A 16760-nucleotide genomic window follows, 5' to 3' on the forward strand; every position below is an offset into this window, starting at 1 on the left:
TCACGATGGGGGCTGACGGCGAGCCCGCGGGCAGCGGGCTGGCGTTCGAGGTGCTGGAACCGGCGCCGGTCGGCGTGGCGGTCGCGCGCGGCCCCGACCACCGCCTGGTCTACACCAACGCCGCCTACCGCTCCCTGTTCGCCGACAGCCGTACCGGGATGCCGGTCGCGGAGGCGTTCGCGGAGTTCGTCCAGGTGCACTTCCGCGCGCAGTTCGACCGGGTCTACGCCACCGGCGAGCCGTTCGTCACCACGGCGGAGCCGGAGTACGTCGTCGGGCCGGAGTGCGAGGAGCGGCGGTTCTTCACCTCCAGCCTGTCGCGCGTGGTCTTCGGGCCGGGCGACTACGGCGTGCTCGAAGTGGTGATGGAGGTGACCGACCAGGTCACCGCGGCCCGCCGGATCGAGGCCCTCGCCGAGGAACGCCGCCGCATCCTGCGCCGTTACGAGAGCCTGATGAAGGTCAGCGCGCAGATCGTCTGGGTGACCACCCGCGACGGCTACGTGCACGAGCCCAGCCCGAGCTGGGAGCGGGTCACCGGGCAGCCGTGGGAGGGGCACCGGGGGCAGGGCTGGCTGAAGATGGTCCATCCCGACGACCGCGAGGACACGATCAGGTCGTGGTCCGGGGCGGTCAGCAGGGCCACCGAGACCTGGGAGCACGTCTACCGGCTGCACACCGCCGACGGCTCCTACCGGCACTTCGAGATGCGCGCCGTGCCCATCTGCGAGAACGGCCAGCTCGTGGAGTGGGTGGGGTCGTGCACCGACATCGAGGAGCAGTGGCAGGAGCAGCGGCGGCAGCGCCTGCTCGACAGCGCCGCGGCGGCCACGGCCCAGCTCTCCAGCCTGGAGGAGATGCTCGGCGCGCTGTCCGACGTCATCGTGCCCGAACTGGCCGACGGCTGCGGCGTCTACCTCATCACCGACCTCACCGGCGATCGGCGCGGCGAGGCGCCGTTCGTCGTCGAGCGGCTGGTCACCGCGGCCCGTCGCGGCCTGGCGCCGCTGTCGCCGTACAGCGAGGAGCAGGTCGACGACAGCAACGCCTTCGTGGCGGTCGTACGCCGGCGGCGGCCCGTGCTACAGACGTTCCCCGCCGGGTGCCCGCCGCCCGACCTGGCGCCGGAAAGCACCCGCGCGTGGCTGGCGGCCAGCGGCGCCAACAGCATGCTGGTCCTGCCGGTCGTGGTCGACGGCGCGGTCCCCGCCGTGGTCGGGGTGGTGACGTGCGGGGACCGTCCGGCGATCAACCGGGCCGACATCACGCTGCTGGGCAACATGTTCGGCCACGCCCACGACGCCCTGAGCCGGGCCATCCGCTTCCAGCGCACCCAGCAGATCGCGCTGGCCCTGCAGTACAGCCTGCTCGCCGAGCCGCCGCGGCTGCCCGGCCTGCGGATCGTGGCCCGCTACCGGGCCAGCCCCAGCGCCGCCGAGGTGGGCGGCGACTGGTACGACTCCTTCGTCCTGCCCGACGGCGTCCCGGCGCTGGTCATCGGCGACGTGGCGGGACACGACCTGTCGGCGGCCGTCCTGATGAGCCAGCTGCGCAACATGCTGCGGGCGCTGGCGATGGACCGCTGCGAGCCGCCCGGCGAGATCCTGACCCGGCTCAACGTCGCGATGGAGTCGTTGTCCTCCGAGGTCACGGCCACATGCGTGTTCGCCCGCGTGGAGGAGAGCGACGGCGGACATCGGCTGCGGTTCGCGGTGGCCGGCCATCCGCCGCCCCTGCTGGTCACCGCCCAGGGCCACGGACGTTTCCTGGAAGGGGCCGTCAGCCCGCTGCTCGGCTTCTTCGACGACGAGACCCGCGCCTCCCTGACCGAGCCGCTGCCGCCGGGCAGCACGCTGCTGCTCTACACCGACGGGCTCATCGAACGGTCGGGCGAGCACCTGGACCTCGGTCTCGAACGGCTGCGCCGGGTGGCGGAGTCGCTCGCCGCCGAGCCGCTGGAGAACTTCTGCGACCAGGTGCTCAGCGGCCTGCCCAGCACCGGCCTCGACGACATCGCCGTCATCGCCCTGCGGCTCCCGCCCGCGGCGGAGGAGTGATCAGGCGGGCAGCGCGCCCGTGACCACGCACAGGTGGCGCAGAGCGTCATGGGCGCGGTATGCCCGTCCGGAGTCTCCGGACAGCAGGGCAGTGGCGGTCTCGCGTCCCATGGCCTGGAGGGCAGGGTCGCGCGCGGCCATGGCGTGCCCGGCACTCCTGGCCATGCCCGCGATGACGCGGGAGAAGTCGAAGGTGTCGGTGAACAACAGTCCGGAGCTGACCGCAGCGACGGCCGAGCAGGCGCGGGCCGGCGGCAGCGGACCCCGGGGAGCCGCGCGGAGCTCTCGCTCCACGGCCGTGCGATCGACCGGTGCAGGCTTGCCGCCGGCGGTGGCCAACGCGTTGACGGCCAGGTAGCCGAAGAGCAGCGCGCCGAACGCGGTGGGGACGAGCGACAACACGGCGCCGACCGGCCGGCCTGTGGCGCCGTTCCACGGACGTGCCCCCCAAGGCCGGGGGCCCGCGGCCGACAGCGCCTGCACAGCGCCGCGCAGAGCGCTGCCCAGCCACGCGACGGCGGTGCCCGCGACGATCATCCCGGCGAACCCGACCGTGAAGATCGGCCCGCTCTGCGACAGGTCGACGAAGCGCGGCAGAAGAGCCATGCAGGACGAGAACTGCCCGGCGCCGCACGCCGCGGCGACCAGGTGCACGAAGATCAGCGGTACGAGTCCGAACACGGCCAGCAACATGAGAACCCCGGCGCCCGCCACGACCGGCGCGCTGCCGCCTCGCCCCCCGGCCGCCACGCCGAAGCAGAACGCTCCGGCCAGGGCCACGGCGGTCGCAACGATCAGCACCGGGGCGAAGATGCCGGGCGCGTTCGCCATGGGAACGGTCCCCGTGAGCGGCACGCCGCCGAGGGCCGAGCGGAGCCAGCCGTAGAAGGGGATCATCACCCCGGCGTAGGCGAGGCAGATCGCCAGCGCGGTGACGTTGACCGCAGGCAGCGGCATGCGGGGCGCCGCCAGACGGCTCGGCGGCGCGTCCCGCCAGACGGCCGCGAGGGGCCGGGGCGGCAGGCCGCGCCGCGCCGCCCAGCCGACCGAGGCGACGGCGCACGCCAGCACGACGCAGAGCTGCAACGTCGGGTTGAACGCGGTGCTGAACAGGCCGAACCAGAGGATGTCCCAGCTCACCGCGCTGTCGATCAGCCACGCGATCATGTCGAACCAGAAGCTCAACCAGGATCCGAAGATCAACGCCGACAGCGCCGCGCCGGCCAGCGCGGCCGTACGGACCCGCCGGGCCAGCGGCAGCCACACCGACGCGCACAGGACCGCCCACCTGAGCATCAGCTGGAACAGGACGGCGAGCAGCGCCGCCAGCACGACCGCGATCACGGGGGACCTGGCCAGGATGTCGGCCCACGAGCCGGCCGCGGTCGCCAGCGGCGGCGCGACGAGCTGACCGGTCACCAGCCCCGCCGTCAGCGCCAGCGCGGCGGGCAGCGTGGACGGCGGACGCGTGTGCGTGGCCTGCGCCAGCAGCCCGGCCCGCCACACGGTGCCCGCGACCGCCCCGGTGGCCAGCGCCCCGAACAGCACCCCGACGGCCAGGCGCTCCGGAGTGAACAGGGAGGCCACGGCCGTGGGGAAGATCATCTCCACGAGGTGCACGCACGGGGAGTACCCCAGTCCGAGCAGCGCGCCGGCGGCCGCGGACTCCACCACGCCGATCCGGAACAGCCGGGGCGCGCCGCGGATGACGTCCGCCCGCTCCTCGTCGCCGGGGTGGAACGACAACGGCCCCCGGTCCCGTCGGCGCCGCCCGTCGTCCGCCGGCGTGGGGGCCAGCGTGTCCAGGAGCAGCCGCTCACCGTCCGGCGTGGCACAGCCGCGCAGGTCGGCGTAGTACTCCCTGGTCCTGAGCACCGAGGTGCGGGCGAACCACAGCAGGGCCAGCACGGCCGCCAGCCGCCACGGCAGGACGGCGAGCAGGCCCGGCTCGACCGCCGCGAGCAGCAGCAGGGGCAGCGCGACGACCAGCAGGTACGCCCACCAGATCGCGAAGGCGAACGTGGTCAGGCCGACGTCCTTGTTGCGCAGATGGGCCAGCTCGTGGGCGAGGACGGTGTCGAGTTGCCCGGGGTCGGCGTCGGCCGCGCGCAGCAGCCCGAGGTCGAGGATGATCCGGTACCGGGGACGACGGCCGAAGGCCCGGCCGCTCGCGCTCGCGCGCAGTGTCGCGACGTACACCTCGGTCCCCGGGGCCAGGGCCCGGACGGTGTCCTCGACGCGCCGCACCACGGCGGCCATGCCCTCGTCCACCGCGAACTGGGCCAGCGGTCGCGGGCGGGAGAGCATGACCAGGCGCGGGTGGAGGAGGTGGATCACGACGGCCACGGCGAGCAGCCCGGCCACCATGCCGATCACCACCCACCCGGTACGCGCCGAATCCCGCTGGACGCACTCGACGTAGGCCGAGACCAGGACGCCGTCGGGGATCCGTCCCGCGCCGGATCCCGCGGCCAGGGCGCAGCCACGAGGGCCGAGGTCCGTGTTGCCGGCGGCGTACCGGTCGAGCAGGACCAGGTACAGGTGCACGGCGCTGGTGACCGCGACGACGATCATGAGCAGGAAGCGGGCCGTGGTCGCCGCCGGCAGCGCGAACGGGTCCAACCTCGGCGGAGGCGGCACCGCGGGTGCGCCGGCCGGCGCCGTCACCTCCCGGGAGGGGCCGACGGGCGGGTGCACGGTCAGGGCCGCGGGTCGATGAGGGCCGCGGCGAGCAGCGTGTTCACGCGCTGGGCGAGCTCCGCGGGCATCCCCGCCGCCAGCACGATCTCGGCCGCCTGCGCGCCGATGGCCGCCGCCTCGACCGCGCTCACCCTGGGCAACGGCGTGCGCTCGGCCTGCGGCGCGACGGCCGAGGTCAGCGCCCTGCGCCGGCGGCGCTCCCGCCACCGGGCCCGCAACCGGTCGACCCGCTCGGTCGTCATGCCCGTCAGCACCTCGCAGGCCACGCCGTTGAGCAGGGTCAGGACCACGCCGAGGACGAGCTGCATGCCCTCGCCCGCGTCGAAGCCGGTGGGCTGGTCGCGTTCGCGTCCGCGCAGCGTGGCGCGGACCGCGCGTCTGCGGGCGGTCGGGTTGCCGAAGAAGTCCGCGCAGGCCAGCGGCAGGAACCGCACGTCCTCGGGGGCCACGTCGAGCAGGATCGTCCGGGCGGCCTCCTCGATGGTCGGCGCCGTACGACGGGAGCCGTCGCCGACAGTGCCGGGTTGTGGGGAGCCGGGTTGTGGGGAGCCGGGTTGTGGGGAGCCGGATTCTGGGGAGCCTGGTTCGGGCATGTCTCCTCGCCTGACTTGAACTGAGTCCCCGAATCACCCCTATGAGAGCATGTCCGCCGCTTCGTGGATACATGACTGCGGAATACGATCGACCAGTTTCGCGGCCGTCCCGCCGCCGGGGAAGTGTTGCGCTGGAAGTGAAGGGCGGTGGGCCGGCGGGGCCGGGTGGGCCAGGATGGCAGGCATGCGGACACTTGTTCTTGGCGGCACGAGATTTCTGTCCAGGGAGATCGCGCGGCAGGCCCGCGATCGCGGGCACGAGGTGGTGTGCGCGGCGCGCGGCGTGGCCGGCGAACCGCCCTCGGGCGTGGAGTTCGTCCGGGTCGACCGGTCCGCGGACGGCGGGCTCGCGCCGCTGAAGGGGGCGTTCGACCTGGTCGTCGACGTCGCCAGGCTGCCCAGCCAGGTGCGGCGTGCGGTCACGGAGCTGGCGGGCCGGGCCGGTCACTACACGTTCGTCTCGTCGTGCAGCGTCTACTCCGACGCGACCCGGGTCAACCAGGTCCTGCACGACCCGTTGCCCGCCGGCGCCGACGAGAGCGACCCGGAGAACTACGGGCCGGCCAAGGTGGCCTGCGAGCAGATCCTCGGCGACGACGCGCTGCACGTCCGGGCCGGGCTGATCGTCGGCCCGGAGGACCAGTCCGACCGGTTCACCTACTGGGTCGAGCGGCTGGCGCGCGGCGGCCCCGTGCTGGCTCCGGGCTCGCCCGGCGATCTGGTGCAGCTCGTCGACGTACGCGATCTCGCGGCCTGGACGCTCGACGCGGCGCAGGCCGGGCTCACCGGCCCGTACGACGGGATCTCCATGCCCTTCACCAGGGGCGAGATGCTGGCGATGATCGCCGAGGGGCTGGCGGTGGCGCCGGAGCTCGTCTGGGCGGGCCAGGAGTTCCTCACCGGGCACGAGGCCGAGCCGTGGGCCGGGCCGCGTTCGCTGCCGCTGTGGTTGCCGCTGCCGGAATACGCCGGGTTCATGGCCCGGGACACCTCCGCCACGCTGGCCGCCGGTCTGCGCATCCGCCCGGTCGCCGACACGGCCCGCGACACGCTCGCCTGGCTGCGCGACTCCGGCCACCGGGTGACCCGCGCCGGCCTCACCGCAGACGAGGAGGCCGACCTCCTCCGCCTGCTCACCTGACCCCTGGTCATCGCCCTGTCGTCGGCGTGCGGGGCCGGTCGCCTGGTCGCTCGCGCGGGCACGCCGTGACCGGGATCATGGACGGCGTGCTGCGCATGACGATGAACGACTCCGCGGCCGGTCTGCTCGGCATGACGGGCGGCCCGGCCACGCTCGCCCCGCCGGGCGGCCTCGCCCCCGGCCTGCGGGAACGGGTGGCCCAGGGGCTCGTCCGGCGGGGCGAGGTGCTCGGCTGGGCCGCCTCGACGGACGGCGCCGGACGTGCCCCCGAGCCCTTCCACGACCTCACCGGCTGGGAGTGCGACAGGAGTTCCGTGCATCTGGAGGACTTCGTCCCGGTCGAGGTCGTCGACGCCGGCCACGCGCCCGTGATCGGCGAGGCGGGCCAGCGCGTCCTGCTGCTGCACGGCGTGGCGCTCGCCCTGGAGGTCAGCCGGCTCGCCCGCGCCCTCCACCCGCCCGGCCCGGTGCGCTGCGTCGTGACCGCGAACGAGACCAACGCGACGTTCCGGTTCCACCAGATCCGACCGGGCGAGAGCTGGAACGCCGCAGACCTGGACGGGTACGCCGACGACAAGGTGATCGTGGTGGAACGGGGGCCGTTCGCCGCACTCTAGGAGCGTGCCGGGCGCCGGCGTACGATCCATGATCGTGTCGATGAGGTTGAATCTCGCGAAGATCGAGGCCGCGCTGCTGGAGTCCGTACGGGCCGACCCCGCCCTCGTCGGGGTCGTCTTCGAGGGCCGGTTGCGCGGTCTCCCCCTGGAGACGGACCTGTTCGCGGACGACCACCGCTCGCTCACCGCCATCGCCGAGGGACGGGCCGAGGCCGAGCACGGCACCGCGCGGTGGAGGCAGTGCTTCCCCTGGCTGGCGGCGGCCACCGGCGAGGACGGCGCGAACGACATGGCGGGGTGCGAGGTCGGCTACGGGCCGCCGTTCGCGCTGGATCCCGCCCAGGTGGCGGCGGTCTCGCGGGGCCTGGCCGAGGAGGGGTGGAAATTCGGCGCCGGTCACGCGGGCGGGGCGTACGAAGGGCTGGAGGCGCTGGCGCCGTTCTACGCGGCGGCGGCCCGCGAGGGCAGGGCGGTCGTGGGCGCGGTGCGCTGACGGTCGTCGCCCGCGGCCGCGATCCTGCGGCTCTGACTGCCGGCCTCGGGCCTTCGAGTGAACGTGCCGCCGGTGATGTGGTGGGGGTGTGAAGGTTGGGGGCGGGTGCTGTGCAGACTGCCCCGTGGGTGGAGGGACGCGCCTAACGTCCCGGAATATGCAGACAGTGGACGTCCTGGTGGTGGGGGCGGGGCTGGCCGGGTTGCACACGGCCCGCCTGCTCGCCCTGCGGGGGCTGAACGTCATGGTCGTCGACCGCCGCAGGTCGTTGTCGGCCGGCGTCCGGACCACCGGGATCTTCGTACGCCGCACGCTCGACGACTTCGATCTGCCCGACCACCTGCTCGGGCCCGGCGTCCGGGACGTCCTGCTGTATCCGCCGTCGCGGCGCTCGCCGATCCGGCTCACCAGCGACAGGGACGAGTTCCGGGTTGCCGACATGGCCGCCGTCTACGAACACGCCCGCCGCGCGGCGGAGTCGGCCGGGGCTCGCGTCCTGCTGGGCGTCCGGTACACGGGCAGCTCAGCGGGCCTCGTACGACTGGAGAGCACGAGCGGCCCGGCGGGCGCGGACGGTGGGAAGGGCCCAGTGGGCGCCGAGGGCGGGGAAGGCGTGCTGACCTGGGAAATCCGGAAGGGCGTTCAGGGGGCGGAGGGCTCGGAGGGGGCGAGCGCGGTGGAGGGCGTTGTGGGGGTGGAGGTGGTGGGGGTCAGGTTCGTCGTGGGGGCGGATGGGGCGCGGTCGCGGGTGGCACGTGATCTCGGCCTCGACGTCAACCGGCGCTTCCTGGTCGGCGCCGAGATCGTTCATGCGGTCGCGCCGGGCTCAGGTGTCCCCACGTTCCACTGCGTGCTGGGTCCCCGGGTGGCTCCGGGATACCTCGGGTGGGTGGTGGACGACGGGCGGCACGCCCACGTGGGTGTGGCGGGGGAGCCGGGAGCGATGCGGGCCGGCGTTCGCCGTCTGCTGGACGCCTTCGCCGCCGACGCGCCCGGTCGCGCGGCGCCTGCCGGGCCGGTCGAGCGCAGGGGAGGCCCGATCCCGGTCGGGGGCGTGCTGCGTCGGCTGGCCTGCCCGGACGGGCTGCTGGTCGGGGACGCGGCGGGCGCGGTGTCGCCCCTGACGGCCGGTGGGCTGGACCCTTGCCTGCGGATGTCCGAGCTGGCCGCGGCGGTGATCGACGAGTATCTGCGTACCGGTGACCGAAGGGTGTTGAGACGGTACGACGGGGCCGCGCTGCGGGCCCGGTTCCGGGGCCGGTTGTTGCTGCGGCGGTTGTTGGCGGGGATCCGGTCGCCGGTCGTGGCGGAGGCTGCGGTGGCCGTCCTGCGCACCCGTGCCGGCCGGGCGCTGGCGGCGCGGATCCTGTTCGGCGACGGTTCCTTCCCCGAGATCGAACCCCGGCTCACGGCGACGGCGAGCACGGTCCGGCGACCGTGACGATCCCCGGGCGAGCCAGGCTCGCGAGCGGCTGTGGCAGGCCCCGGCGCGACGTGCCCGAGATCCGGGCCGGCACGCGGACCGCAGGAAGCGAGCGCCGGAGGAAGCGAGCGCCGGAGGAAGCGAGGGCGGGGAGCGGGGGCGACCCCGTGTGGGGCACGGGGTCGCGAATTGGGTGGTTACGGCTTGGTGTAGCCGCCCGTGTAGGCGCCGGACCCGCTGTACGCGTGCACGCGGATGCGGTAGGTGCCCGCCGTGCCGTTGTAGGTCAGCGACTCGTCAGGCCCGCTGCCCGCGCTGCTGGCCACCGTGGTCCAGCCGAGGATGCCCTGCTTCTGCAGGTACAGGTCGAAGTCCACGCCGGAGGGCCCGTCGAGGCACGCCCGGTGCGTCCCGGCGGCGGCCGTGTAGCCGGAGCTGTTCGGGTAGTACACGTTCTGCCCGCTGGTCAGGTTGCCGGAGAACGGCGTCTGGTAGCCGGTGCAGTTCCCGGGGGTGGTCCCGACCGTGATGCTCTTGCTGGTGGAGTTGGTGGCCCCGCCGTTGTCGGTCACGGTGAGGGCCACGGTGTACGTGCCCGCGGCGGCGTAGGTGTGCGACACGGTCGCGCCGCTGCCGGTGGAGCCGTCGCCGAAGGTCCACGCGTAGGAGGCGATGGTCCCGTCCGGGTCGCTGGAGCCGGAGCCGTTGAACGAGCACACCCGCGTGGTGTTGTCGCACGACTGGGTGAAGCTCGCCACCGGCGGCTGGTTGCCACCGGTCGTCGGCGGGTACTGCGTGGCGTCGTGCACGTCGAGCAGCGGCTCCTTGACCCCGTCACTGGCGTCGTCGGTCCAGTTGGAGTTGCCCGTGGCCTTGAGCTTGTCCCGTACGGCCAGCGCCCCCGCCCGGGTGGTGGGCTTGTTCGAGCCGCTGGTCAGCACGGCCGCGGCGCCCGCGACGTGCGGGCTGGCCATGGAGGTGCCGCTGATGGTGTTGTAGCCGCCGTTCATCCACGTGGAGTAGATGCAGGTGCCGGGGGCGGCGACCTCGACCGTGGTGCCGTAGTTGGAGAACCAGGCGAGCGTGTCGTCGGTGTCGGTCGCGCCGTCGGTGCGGCACGGCACGGTGATCGTGCCGACCAGGCCGCCGGGCTGGCCGTCGAAGTCGGTCACGGCCGAGACGGTGACGACGTCGGGGTGGTTGGCGGGGAAGAAGCCGGAGGCGTCGGCCGAGCTGTTGCCGGCGGCCACGACGACGACGATGCCCGCGTTGGTGGCGTTCGTGATCGCGTTGCTGATCGCGGAGCTGCTGCAGCCCTGGCAGCCGAGGCTCAGGTTGATGACCTCGATCGTGCTCGCCCTGGCCACGACCCAGTCGAGACCGGCGGCGATGCCGGCCAGCGTGCCGGAGCCCGCCGAGTTGAGCACCTTGACGGCGTGGATGCGGGCGCCGGGGGCGACGCCGACCGCGCCGATGGAGTTGTCGATGGCGCCGATCGTGCCGGCCACGTGGCTGCCGTGCCCGTTGTCGTCGTCGCCGGTGCCCGAGCAGACGCCGCTGGTGCAGTTGGTGCTGGCCACCACGTTCAGGTCCGGGTGGTCGAGGTCGACGCCGGTGTCCACGACCGCCGCGTCCACGTCGATGCGGACGTCGTCGGTTCCGTCGATGTCGAGGTTGATGTTCTGGTCGGCGTAGATGCGCTTGATGCCGCTCGGTACGGTCTGTGCGAAGGCGTGCACCTCGTGGTCGGGCTCGACGGTGAGCACACCGGGCTCGCCCTTCAGCTTGGCGGCCTCCTCGGCGGTGAAGAGGGCCGAGTAGCCGTTGAAGGCGTACCGGTAGGTTCCCACCAGCACGCCCTTGTGCGCCGTGACCTGCTGCTGCGCCTCGTTCGCCACCTGCGCTCGCGACACGCCAGAGAGCTGGACGATGTAGCGCTGCTGGTCGGCGGCGGCCGGGGAGTTGGCCTCGGCGGCGGTGGCCCAGCCGGACAGTGCCAGGCAGACGCCGGAGGCCAGGGCTAACAGGGTTGAGATTCGACGCATGGAAACGCCTTTCTCCGGGGGTGACATGAGCTGTGCTCATGCGGCTTGTGAGCGGAACATCGCATATGACAGCGAGTCAGGCAATACTGAAATATCTGTCATAGATCACATCGGTCTGGGTCGTGCCGACGAAGAATCAGGCCAGGCATAGTGGCAGTGGACGAACCGGGCGGTTCCCGTCGGCTCTAGGGTCGGGCGGAGTCGACCAGGGGGGACACCGGTGCCGGAGCTGGAGGAGATCGATGCGTGGCTGCGTCACCGGCTGGCGGGACTGCTCGCCGAGAACCAGGTGCCCGGGGCCGCCGTGGCGGTCCACGCGGACGGGCGGACGGTCGAGGTCGCGGCCGGGACGCTGAGCACGGCGACGGGTGTCGAGGCGACCCCCGGCTCCCTGTTCCAGATCGGCTCGATCACCAAGGTGCTGACCGCGACGCTGGCCATGCAACTGGCCGACGAGGGGTGGCTCGACCTGGACGCGCCCGTGCGCGCCCACCTCCCGGCGTTCCGGATCGGCGACGAGCGGGCCGCCCGGCGGATCACCACGCGGCAGCTCATGTGCCACGTCGCGGGCTTCGAGGGGGACGTCTTCACCGACACCGGCAAGGGCGACGACTGCGTCGAACGGTTCCTGGACGTCCTGCACGAGGTGCCGCAGCTGTTCGAGCCCGGCGAGATGTTCTCCTACAACAACGCCGGTTACTGCGTGCTGGGCCGGATCATCGAGGTCGTGCGGGGCAAACCGTTCGACGCGTGCCTGCGCGACCACCTGTTCACGCCGCTCGGCATGACCCACGCCGCCTGCGACCCGTACGAGGCGATCGTGCACCGCACGGCGGTCGGCCACGTCCAGCGCACGCCGGACGGCCCGTACGAGCCGACCCCGGTGTGGGCGCTGGCCCGCTCGAACGCGCCCGCCGGGTCGATGCTGGCGATGCGGCCGCGTGACCTGCTGGCCTTCGCCCGCATGCACCTCGCCGGCGGCACCGGCCCGGACGGCGCCCGCGTGCTGAGCGCGGAGAGCGTCGCGGAGATGCGGCGGCCGCAGGTCGCGCTGCCCGACTTCGCCCAGGGCACGGCATGGGGCCTGGGATGGGAGCTCTTCGACCGGCCCGGCGGCACGGTCTTCGGCCACGACGGCAGCACCGTCGGCCAGTCGGCCTGCCTGCGCGTGGCGCCGGGGCGCGACGTGGCCGTGGTCGTCGTCGCCAACGGCGGCCGGACGCGGCCCGTGTTCGCCGAGATCGCCGGCCGCGTGCTGGGCGAGCTGGGCGGGGTCGAGCTGCCCGCGCCCCCGGCGCCCGGCCCGGCCCCCGTCCCGCCCGCGAACGCCGTCCGGTACGCCGGCACGTACACGTCGAGCACGTGCGAGACGGAGGTGACCCTGGACGGGGCCGGGCGGCTGTGGCTGCGGCGCACGCCCGTGGGGATCACCGCCGACCTGGACGAGGTGCCGTACCGCACCGAGCTGGCCGCCTGGCGCGACGACGTGCTGATCCCCCTCGAACCAGAGCGCGGCGCGCACGCCCCGATCGCCTTCCTCGGCGACGACGGGACCGGCCGCGCCCTCTACCTGCACGACGGCCGCGCCGACCGCCGCACGTCCGGCTGACCCCGCGAGAACGGCCCGCCCGCGCACAGCGCCGGCGGGCCGTTCTCATGCCCGCCCCCGGTCTCCGCACCGCGCTGATCAGTGCTGATCAGTTGGTACGCCCGGACGAACCCCGGCCCCAACGTTCGATGTCCGCGACGAACACCGCCGGGGACGCGGGTCCCACTATCGTCGGATGGATTTGGAGAGCGATCGCGTGCTGGCGATCCGGGATCTGTCGGTCGAGATCCGGCGCGGCGACAGGGTCGTCCGCCCGGTCTCGGACGTCAGTCTGGTGCTGAACCGCGGCGAGACCCTGGGGATCGTCGGCGAGACCGGGTCCGGCAAGTCCATGACCGGTCTCGCGATCATGGGCATGCTGCCGGCCGGCGGCCGGGTGACCGGCGGCTCGATCGACTTCGGCGGCGAGGAGCTGGTCGGCCTGCCCGCCGCGCGCTACCGGGCCCTGCGCGGCAACGAGATCGCGATGGTGTTCCAGGACTCGCTGACGGCGCTCAACCCGACCCGGCGCATCGGTGAGCAGGTCGCCGAGCCGGTACGGCTGCACAAGGGCGCCTCCAGGCGGGCCGCCCGCGAACGCGCCGCCGAGGTGCTCGCCCTGGTCGGCCTGCCCCGCCCGGCCGAGCGCATGGACGACTACCCGCACCAGCTCTCCGGCGGCATGCGGCAGCGCGTGATGATCGCGATGGCCCTGGCCTGCGAGCCGCGGGTCGTCATCGCCGACGAGCCCACCACGGCGCTGGACGTCACCATCCAGGCCGAGATCCTCGACCTCCTGGACGGCCTGCGCTCCCGGCTCGGCATGTCGATGATCCTCATCACCCACGACATGGGGGTCATCGCCCGGCACGCCGACCGCGTCGGCGTCATGTACGCCGGCCGCCTGGCCGAGACCGCCCCCACCCCCGTGCTCTTCGCCCGGACCCGGCACCGCTACACGCACGCGCTGCTGGCCTCGATCCCCTCGCTCACCCACGACAGGGACGAGCGGCTGTTCAGCATCCCCGGCGCGCCGCCCGACCTGACCGCGGCCGGGCCCGGCTGCCCGTTCGCGCCGCGCTGCGAGGCCGCCACCGACCGGTGCCACGAGGAGCGTCCGGCCCCCACGGCGGAGGACGGCGGGCACGTCCACGCCTGCCACCACCCGGCCGCCGGACCGGCCGACCGGGTCCAGACCCGCTTCCGCACCCGCCCGGTGGAGCCTCCGGCGTCCCCTGAGCGCGCGCCGCGGCTGCGCGTCGTCGACCTCAGGCGCGAGTACCCGGTCGGCGGCAGGGGCCTGTTCGGCGCGCGCCGCACCCTCAAGGCGGTCTCCGGCGTGAGCTTCGAGGTGGCGGCGGGGGAGACGTTCGGGCTGGTCGGCGAGTCGGGGTGCGGGAAGTCCACCCTGGGCAGGATGCTCGTCGCCCTCGACCGGCCCACCTCCGGCGAGGTGGTCTTCGACGGCGAGCCGATCAGCCGGATGGGCGCGCGGGCGCTCGGCCCGCGCCGGAGCCGGCTGCAGATGATGTTCCAGGACTCCGGCGCCGCCCTCGACCCCCGCATGCGCATCGGCACGATCCTGCGCGAGCCCCTGGCGATCCAGGGCGCGGGCGACCGCGCCCACCGCACGGCCCGCGCCCGCGAGCTGCTGCGGGACGTCGGCCTTCCCGCGGGCGTCATGGAACGCTACCCCCACGAGCTGTCCGGCGGGCAGCGGCAGCGGGTGAACCTGGCCCGCGCCCTGGCCCTGGACCCGGCGGTGCTGGTCGCCGACGAGCCGGTCAGCGCCCTCGACGTCTCCATCCGCTCCCAGGTGCTCAACCTCATGCGCGCCGTCCAGCTCGAACGCGGTCTCAGCAGCGTGGTGATCTCGCACGACCTCGCCGTCGTGCGGTACCTGGCCGACCGGGTCGGCGTTATGTACCTGGGCAAACTGGTCGAGACCGGTACCACCGACGAGGTGTACGGCGCTCCCGCCCACCCCTACACCGCCGGCCTGCTGGCCGCCGTCCCCGACGCGGACCCGCAGGCCCGGCAGCCGCGCGGCGAGCGGGTACGCGGCGAGCTGCCGAGCCCGATCGACCCGCCCAGCGGCTGCCGCTTCCGCACCCGCTGCGCCCTGGCCGACGACCTGTGCGCGCAGGCCGAACCCCTCCCGCGGCCGGTCACCGGCAGCCACCAGGTCGCCTGCCACCACCCGCTCCAGCCGCTCGAACCCGCGGCCACCCCCCTGAAGGGAGCCTCCCGGTCATGACCTGGTACGTCGTCCGGCGCCTGGCGATCTCGGTCGTCGTCCTGCTCGGCATCTCCGCGGTGGTCTTCCTGCTGCTGCACCTCGTCTCGGACAGCCCGGGGCGGGTGGTCCTGGGGCAGCGCGCCTCGCCCGAGGCGGTCGCCGACTTCAACCGGCAGCACGGGTACGACCGCCCGGTCCTCACCCAGTACGTCGGCTACCTGGGCCAGCTCGCCCGGGGAGACCTGGGCAGGTCGTACAAGCTGAACGAGAACGTGGCCACCCTGCTCGGGCAGAACGCCGGCCGCAGCGCGATGCTCTCGGCCGCCGGCCTGGCGCTGGCGCTGGTGATCGCCGTGCCGCTCGGCGTGCTGCAGGCGGTCAGGCGCAACAGCGTCGCCGACCGGCTCCTCACGGCGGTCTCGTACGTGCTCTACGCGACGCCGTCGTTCCTGCTCGGGCTGATCCTCATCGCCGTCTTCAGCCAGGCGCTGCCGATCTTCCCGGCCGAGGCGTCCCAGTCGCACTCGCCCTGGGTCGTGCTCACCGATCCGCGGGCCATGGCGCTGCCGGTCATCACGCTCGCCGCGGCGAGCGTCGCGGTCTTCGCGCAGTACCAGCGCTCCTCGGCCCTGGACCAGCTCGGCCAGGACTACATCCGGGTGGCGCGGGCCAAGGGGCTGCCCGAGCGGCTGATCCTGCTGCGCCACCTGCTGCGCAACGCCTGCCTGCCGCTGGTCACCCTGGTCGGCACGCTCATCCCCACGCTCCTGGCGGGCAACCTGATCGTCGAGTCGCTGTTCAACTATCCCGGCCTCGGCCTGCTGTTCCTCAACAGCCTGCAACGCGAGGACTATCCGGTGCTGCTCGCCTACACCCTCGTCGGGGGCGTCCTGACCGTGGCCGGCAACTTCGTCGCCGACCTCGTGGTCGCCGCCGCCGACCGCCGAATCGAGCTGACGAAATGACCACACAGAACGTGGAGGCCCGGCCCGAGGCCGAGACCGTCCCGGCGCGGAACCGGCGCTCGGTGCTGCGCGGGCTCCGGCGCAGCCCGCTCGGCCTGGCCGGCGGCCTGCTCCTGCTGCTGATCGCCGGGTTCTGCTTCCTCGGGCCGCTGCTCTACCGCACCAACCAGATCGACGTGGACCTGGTCAACGCGGCCCTGCCGCCCGGTCCGGGCCATCCGCTCGGCACGGACGCCAACGGCTTCGACGTGCTCGGCCGGCTGATGGCCGGCGGTCGCCTGTCGCTGCAGATCGGCCTGCTCGCCGCCCTGTTCGCCACCGCGATCGGCACCCTGTACGGCGCGGTCGCCGGCCTGGCCGGAGGCGTGGTGGACGGGTTCCTCATGCGGCTGGTCGACGTCATGCTCTCGGTGCCGTTCCTGTTCTTCGTCCTGATCATGTCGGCCCGCTTCCACGCCGACGCGCTGTCGCTGAGCCTGGTCATCGGCGGGTTCTCCTGGCTGGTCTCCGCCCGGCTGGTCCGCGGCGAGGTGCTGACGCTGCGGGTGCGGGAGTTCGTGCTGGCCGCGCGGGTGATGGGCGCCTCGCGCCGGCGGCTCATCCTGACCCACCTGATCCCGAACGCGCTCGGCGTGATCATCGTCAACATCACGTTCCAGGTCGCCGACGCGATCCTGGTCGTGGCGGCGCTGGGCTTCCTCGGGTTCGGGCTGACGTACCCGACCGAGGACTGGGGCAGCCAGCTCGCCGGCGGCGTCGCCTTCATCTCGGCCGACTACTGGTGGCTGATCTACCCGGTCGGGGGCTGCATCGTCCTGACGGTGCTGGCGCTCAACCTGCTCGCCGACGCCCTGCGTGACGCCGTCGGGCGCCGGGCCGACTGATGAACGCCGACTGAT

The 16760-nt window shown here is 73.6% G+C and carries 12 protein-coding genes; 9 read left to right on the forward strand and 3 right to left on the reverse strand.

The features are described 5' to 3' along the window. The first annotated feature begins 5 nt into the window (after positions 1–5). Positions 6–2057 (forward strand): SpoIIE family protein phosphatase, encoded by a 2052-nt coding sequence (locus ABZ459_RS10685; protein WP_357968548.1) that lies wholly within the window; start codon positions 6–8, stop codon positions 2055–2057. Here the strand turns inward: ABZ459_RS10685 and ABZ459_RS10690 are convergent, their stop codons facing one another. Next, entirely contained in the window at positions 2058–4679 is a 2622-nt protein-coding gene (locus ABZ459_RS10690; protein WP_357968550.1) for a M48 family metalloprotease, read from the reverse strand. Positions 4680–4756: 77 nt separating this feature from the next. Beyond that, the gene (locus ABZ459_RS10695) at positions 4757–5350 is read right to left on the reverse strand and encodes a hypothetical protein (protein ID WP_357968553.1); all 594 of its coding nucleotides are present in this window, start codon (positions 5348–5350) and stop codon (positions 4757–4759) included. Positions 5351–5534: 184 nt separating this feature from the next. On the opposite strand from ABZ459_RS10695, the gene ABZ459_RS10700 reads away from it, so the two are divergent. The 4 genes from ABZ459_RS10700 to ABZ459_RS10715 all read left to right on the forward strand — a co-directional run bounded on the left by ABZ459_RS10700 (position 5535) and on the right by ABZ459_RS10715 (position 9042). After that, complete coding sequence (locus ABZ459_RS10700; protein WP_357968556.1) at positions 5535–6491, forward strand: NAD-dependent epimerase/dehydratase family protein; 957 nt, start codon at positions 5535–5537, stop codon at positions 6489–6491. Between the two features lie 65 nt (positions 6492–6556). Further along, a complete protein-coding gene (locus ABZ459_RS10705) occupies positions 6557–7108 on the forward strand; it encodes a hypothetical protein (RefSeq protein ID WP_357968559.1) in 552 nt (183 codons plus the stop codon). Between the two features lie 40 nt (positions 7109–7148). Beyond that, positions 7149–7601 (forward strand): hypothetical protein, encoded by a 453-nt coding sequence (locus tag ABZ459_RS10710; protein ID WP_357968562.1) that lies wholly within the window; start codon positions 7149–7151, stop codon positions 7599–7601. Between the two features lie 157 nt (positions 7602–7758). Then, the gene (locus ABZ459_RS10715; RefSeq protein WP_357968564.1) at positions 7759–9042 is read left to right on the forward strand and encodes an NAD(P)/FAD-dependent oxidoreductase; all 1284 of its coding nucleotides are present in this window, start codon (positions 7759–7761) and stop codon (positions 9040–9042) included. 179 nt (positions 9043–9221) lie between these two features. Here the strand turns inward: ABZ459_RS10715 and ABZ459_RS10720 are convergent, their stop codons facing one another. Next, entirely contained in the window at positions 9222–11069 is a 1848-nt protein-coding gene (locus ABZ459_RS10720; protein ID WP_357968567.1) for a S8 family serine peptidase, read from the reverse strand. Positions 11070–11289: 220 nt separating this feature from the next. Here ABZ459_RS10720 and ABZ459_RS10725 point away from each other — a divergent pair, with 220 nt between their 5' ends. The 4 genes from ABZ459_RS10725 to ABZ459_RS10740 all read left to right on the forward strand — a co-directional run bounded on the left by ABZ459_RS10725 (position 11290) and on the right by ABZ459_RS10740 (position 16745). Beyond that, positions 11290–12678, forward strand: coding sequence for a serine hydrolase domain-containing protein (locus ABZ459_RS10725; protein WP_357968570.1), 1389 nt, complete (start codon positions 11290–11292; stop codon positions 12676–12678). A 175-nt stretch (positions 12679–12853) separates the two neighbouring features. Beyond that, a complete protein-coding gene (locus ABZ459_RS10730) occupies positions 12854–14914 on the forward strand; it encodes an ABC transporter ATP-binding protein (RefSeq protein ID WP_357968573.1) in 2061 nt (686 codons plus the stop codon). Next, positions 14911–15861: an ABC transporter permease gene (locus ABZ459_RS10735; RefSeq protein WP_357968576.1), complete on the forward strand. Its 951-nt coding sequence runs from the start codon at positions 14911–14913 to the stop codon at positions 15859–15861. Before ABZ459_RS10730 ends, ABZ459_RS10735 begins: the two co-directional genes overlap by 4 nt. Next, positions 15858–16745: an ABC transporter permease gene (locus tag ABZ459_RS10740; protein ID WP_357968579.1), complete on the forward strand. Its 888-nt coding sequence runs from the start codon at positions 15858–15860 to the stop codon at positions 16743–16745. Before ABZ459_RS10735 ends, ABZ459_RS10740 begins: the two co-directional genes overlap by 4 nt. Positions 16746–16760: the final 15 nt, after the last annotated feature.

Origin of the sequence: Nonomuraea sp. NPDC005692, assembly GCF_040631115.1 — a bacterium.
In the GTDB taxonomy this organism is placed as follows: domain Bacteria; phylum Actinomycetota; class Actinomycetes; order Streptosporangiales; family Streptosporangiaceae; genus Nonomuraea.

Bases quoted from the DNA above. Each gene is read 5' to 3' on its own strand.
- ABZ459_RS10685 (WP_357968548.1), top strand. From the start codon at position 6: ATGGGGGCTGACGGCGAGCCCGCGGGCAGCGGGCTGGCGTTCGAGGTG.
- ABZ459_RS10695 (WP_357968553.1), bottom strand. From the start codon at position 5,350: ATGCCCGAACCAGGCTCCCCAGAATCCGGCTCCCCACAACCCGGCTCC.
- ABZ459_RS10700 (WP_357968556.1), top strand. From the start codon at position 5,535: ATGCGGACACTTGTTCTTGGCGGCACGAGATTTCTGTCCAGGGAGATC.
- ABZ459_RS10710 (WP_357968562.1), top strand. From the start codon at position 7,149: ATGAGGTTGAATCTCGCGAAGATCGAGGCCGCGCTGCTGGAGTCCGTA.
- ABZ459_RS10715 (WP_357968564.1), top strand. From the start codon at position 7,759: ATGCAGACAGTGGACGTCCTGGTGGTGGGGGCGGGGCTGGCCGGGTTG.
- ABZ459_RS10720 (WP_357968567.1), bottom strand. From the start codon at position 11,069: ATGCGTCGAATCTCAACCCTGTTAGCCCTGGCCTCCGGCGTCTGCCTG.
- ABZ459_RS10730 (WP_357968573.1), top strand. From the start codon at position 12,854: ATGGATTTGGAGAGCGATCGCGTGCTGGCGATCCGGGATCTGTCGGTC.
- ABZ459_RS10735 (WP_357968576.1), top strand. From the start codon at position 14,911: ATGACCTGGTACGTCGTCCGGCGCCTGGCGATCTCGGTCGTCGTCCTG.
- ABZ459_RS10740 (WP_357968579.1), top strand. From the start codon at position 15,858: ATGACCACACAGAACGTGGAGGCCCGGCCCGAGGCCGAGACCGTCCCG.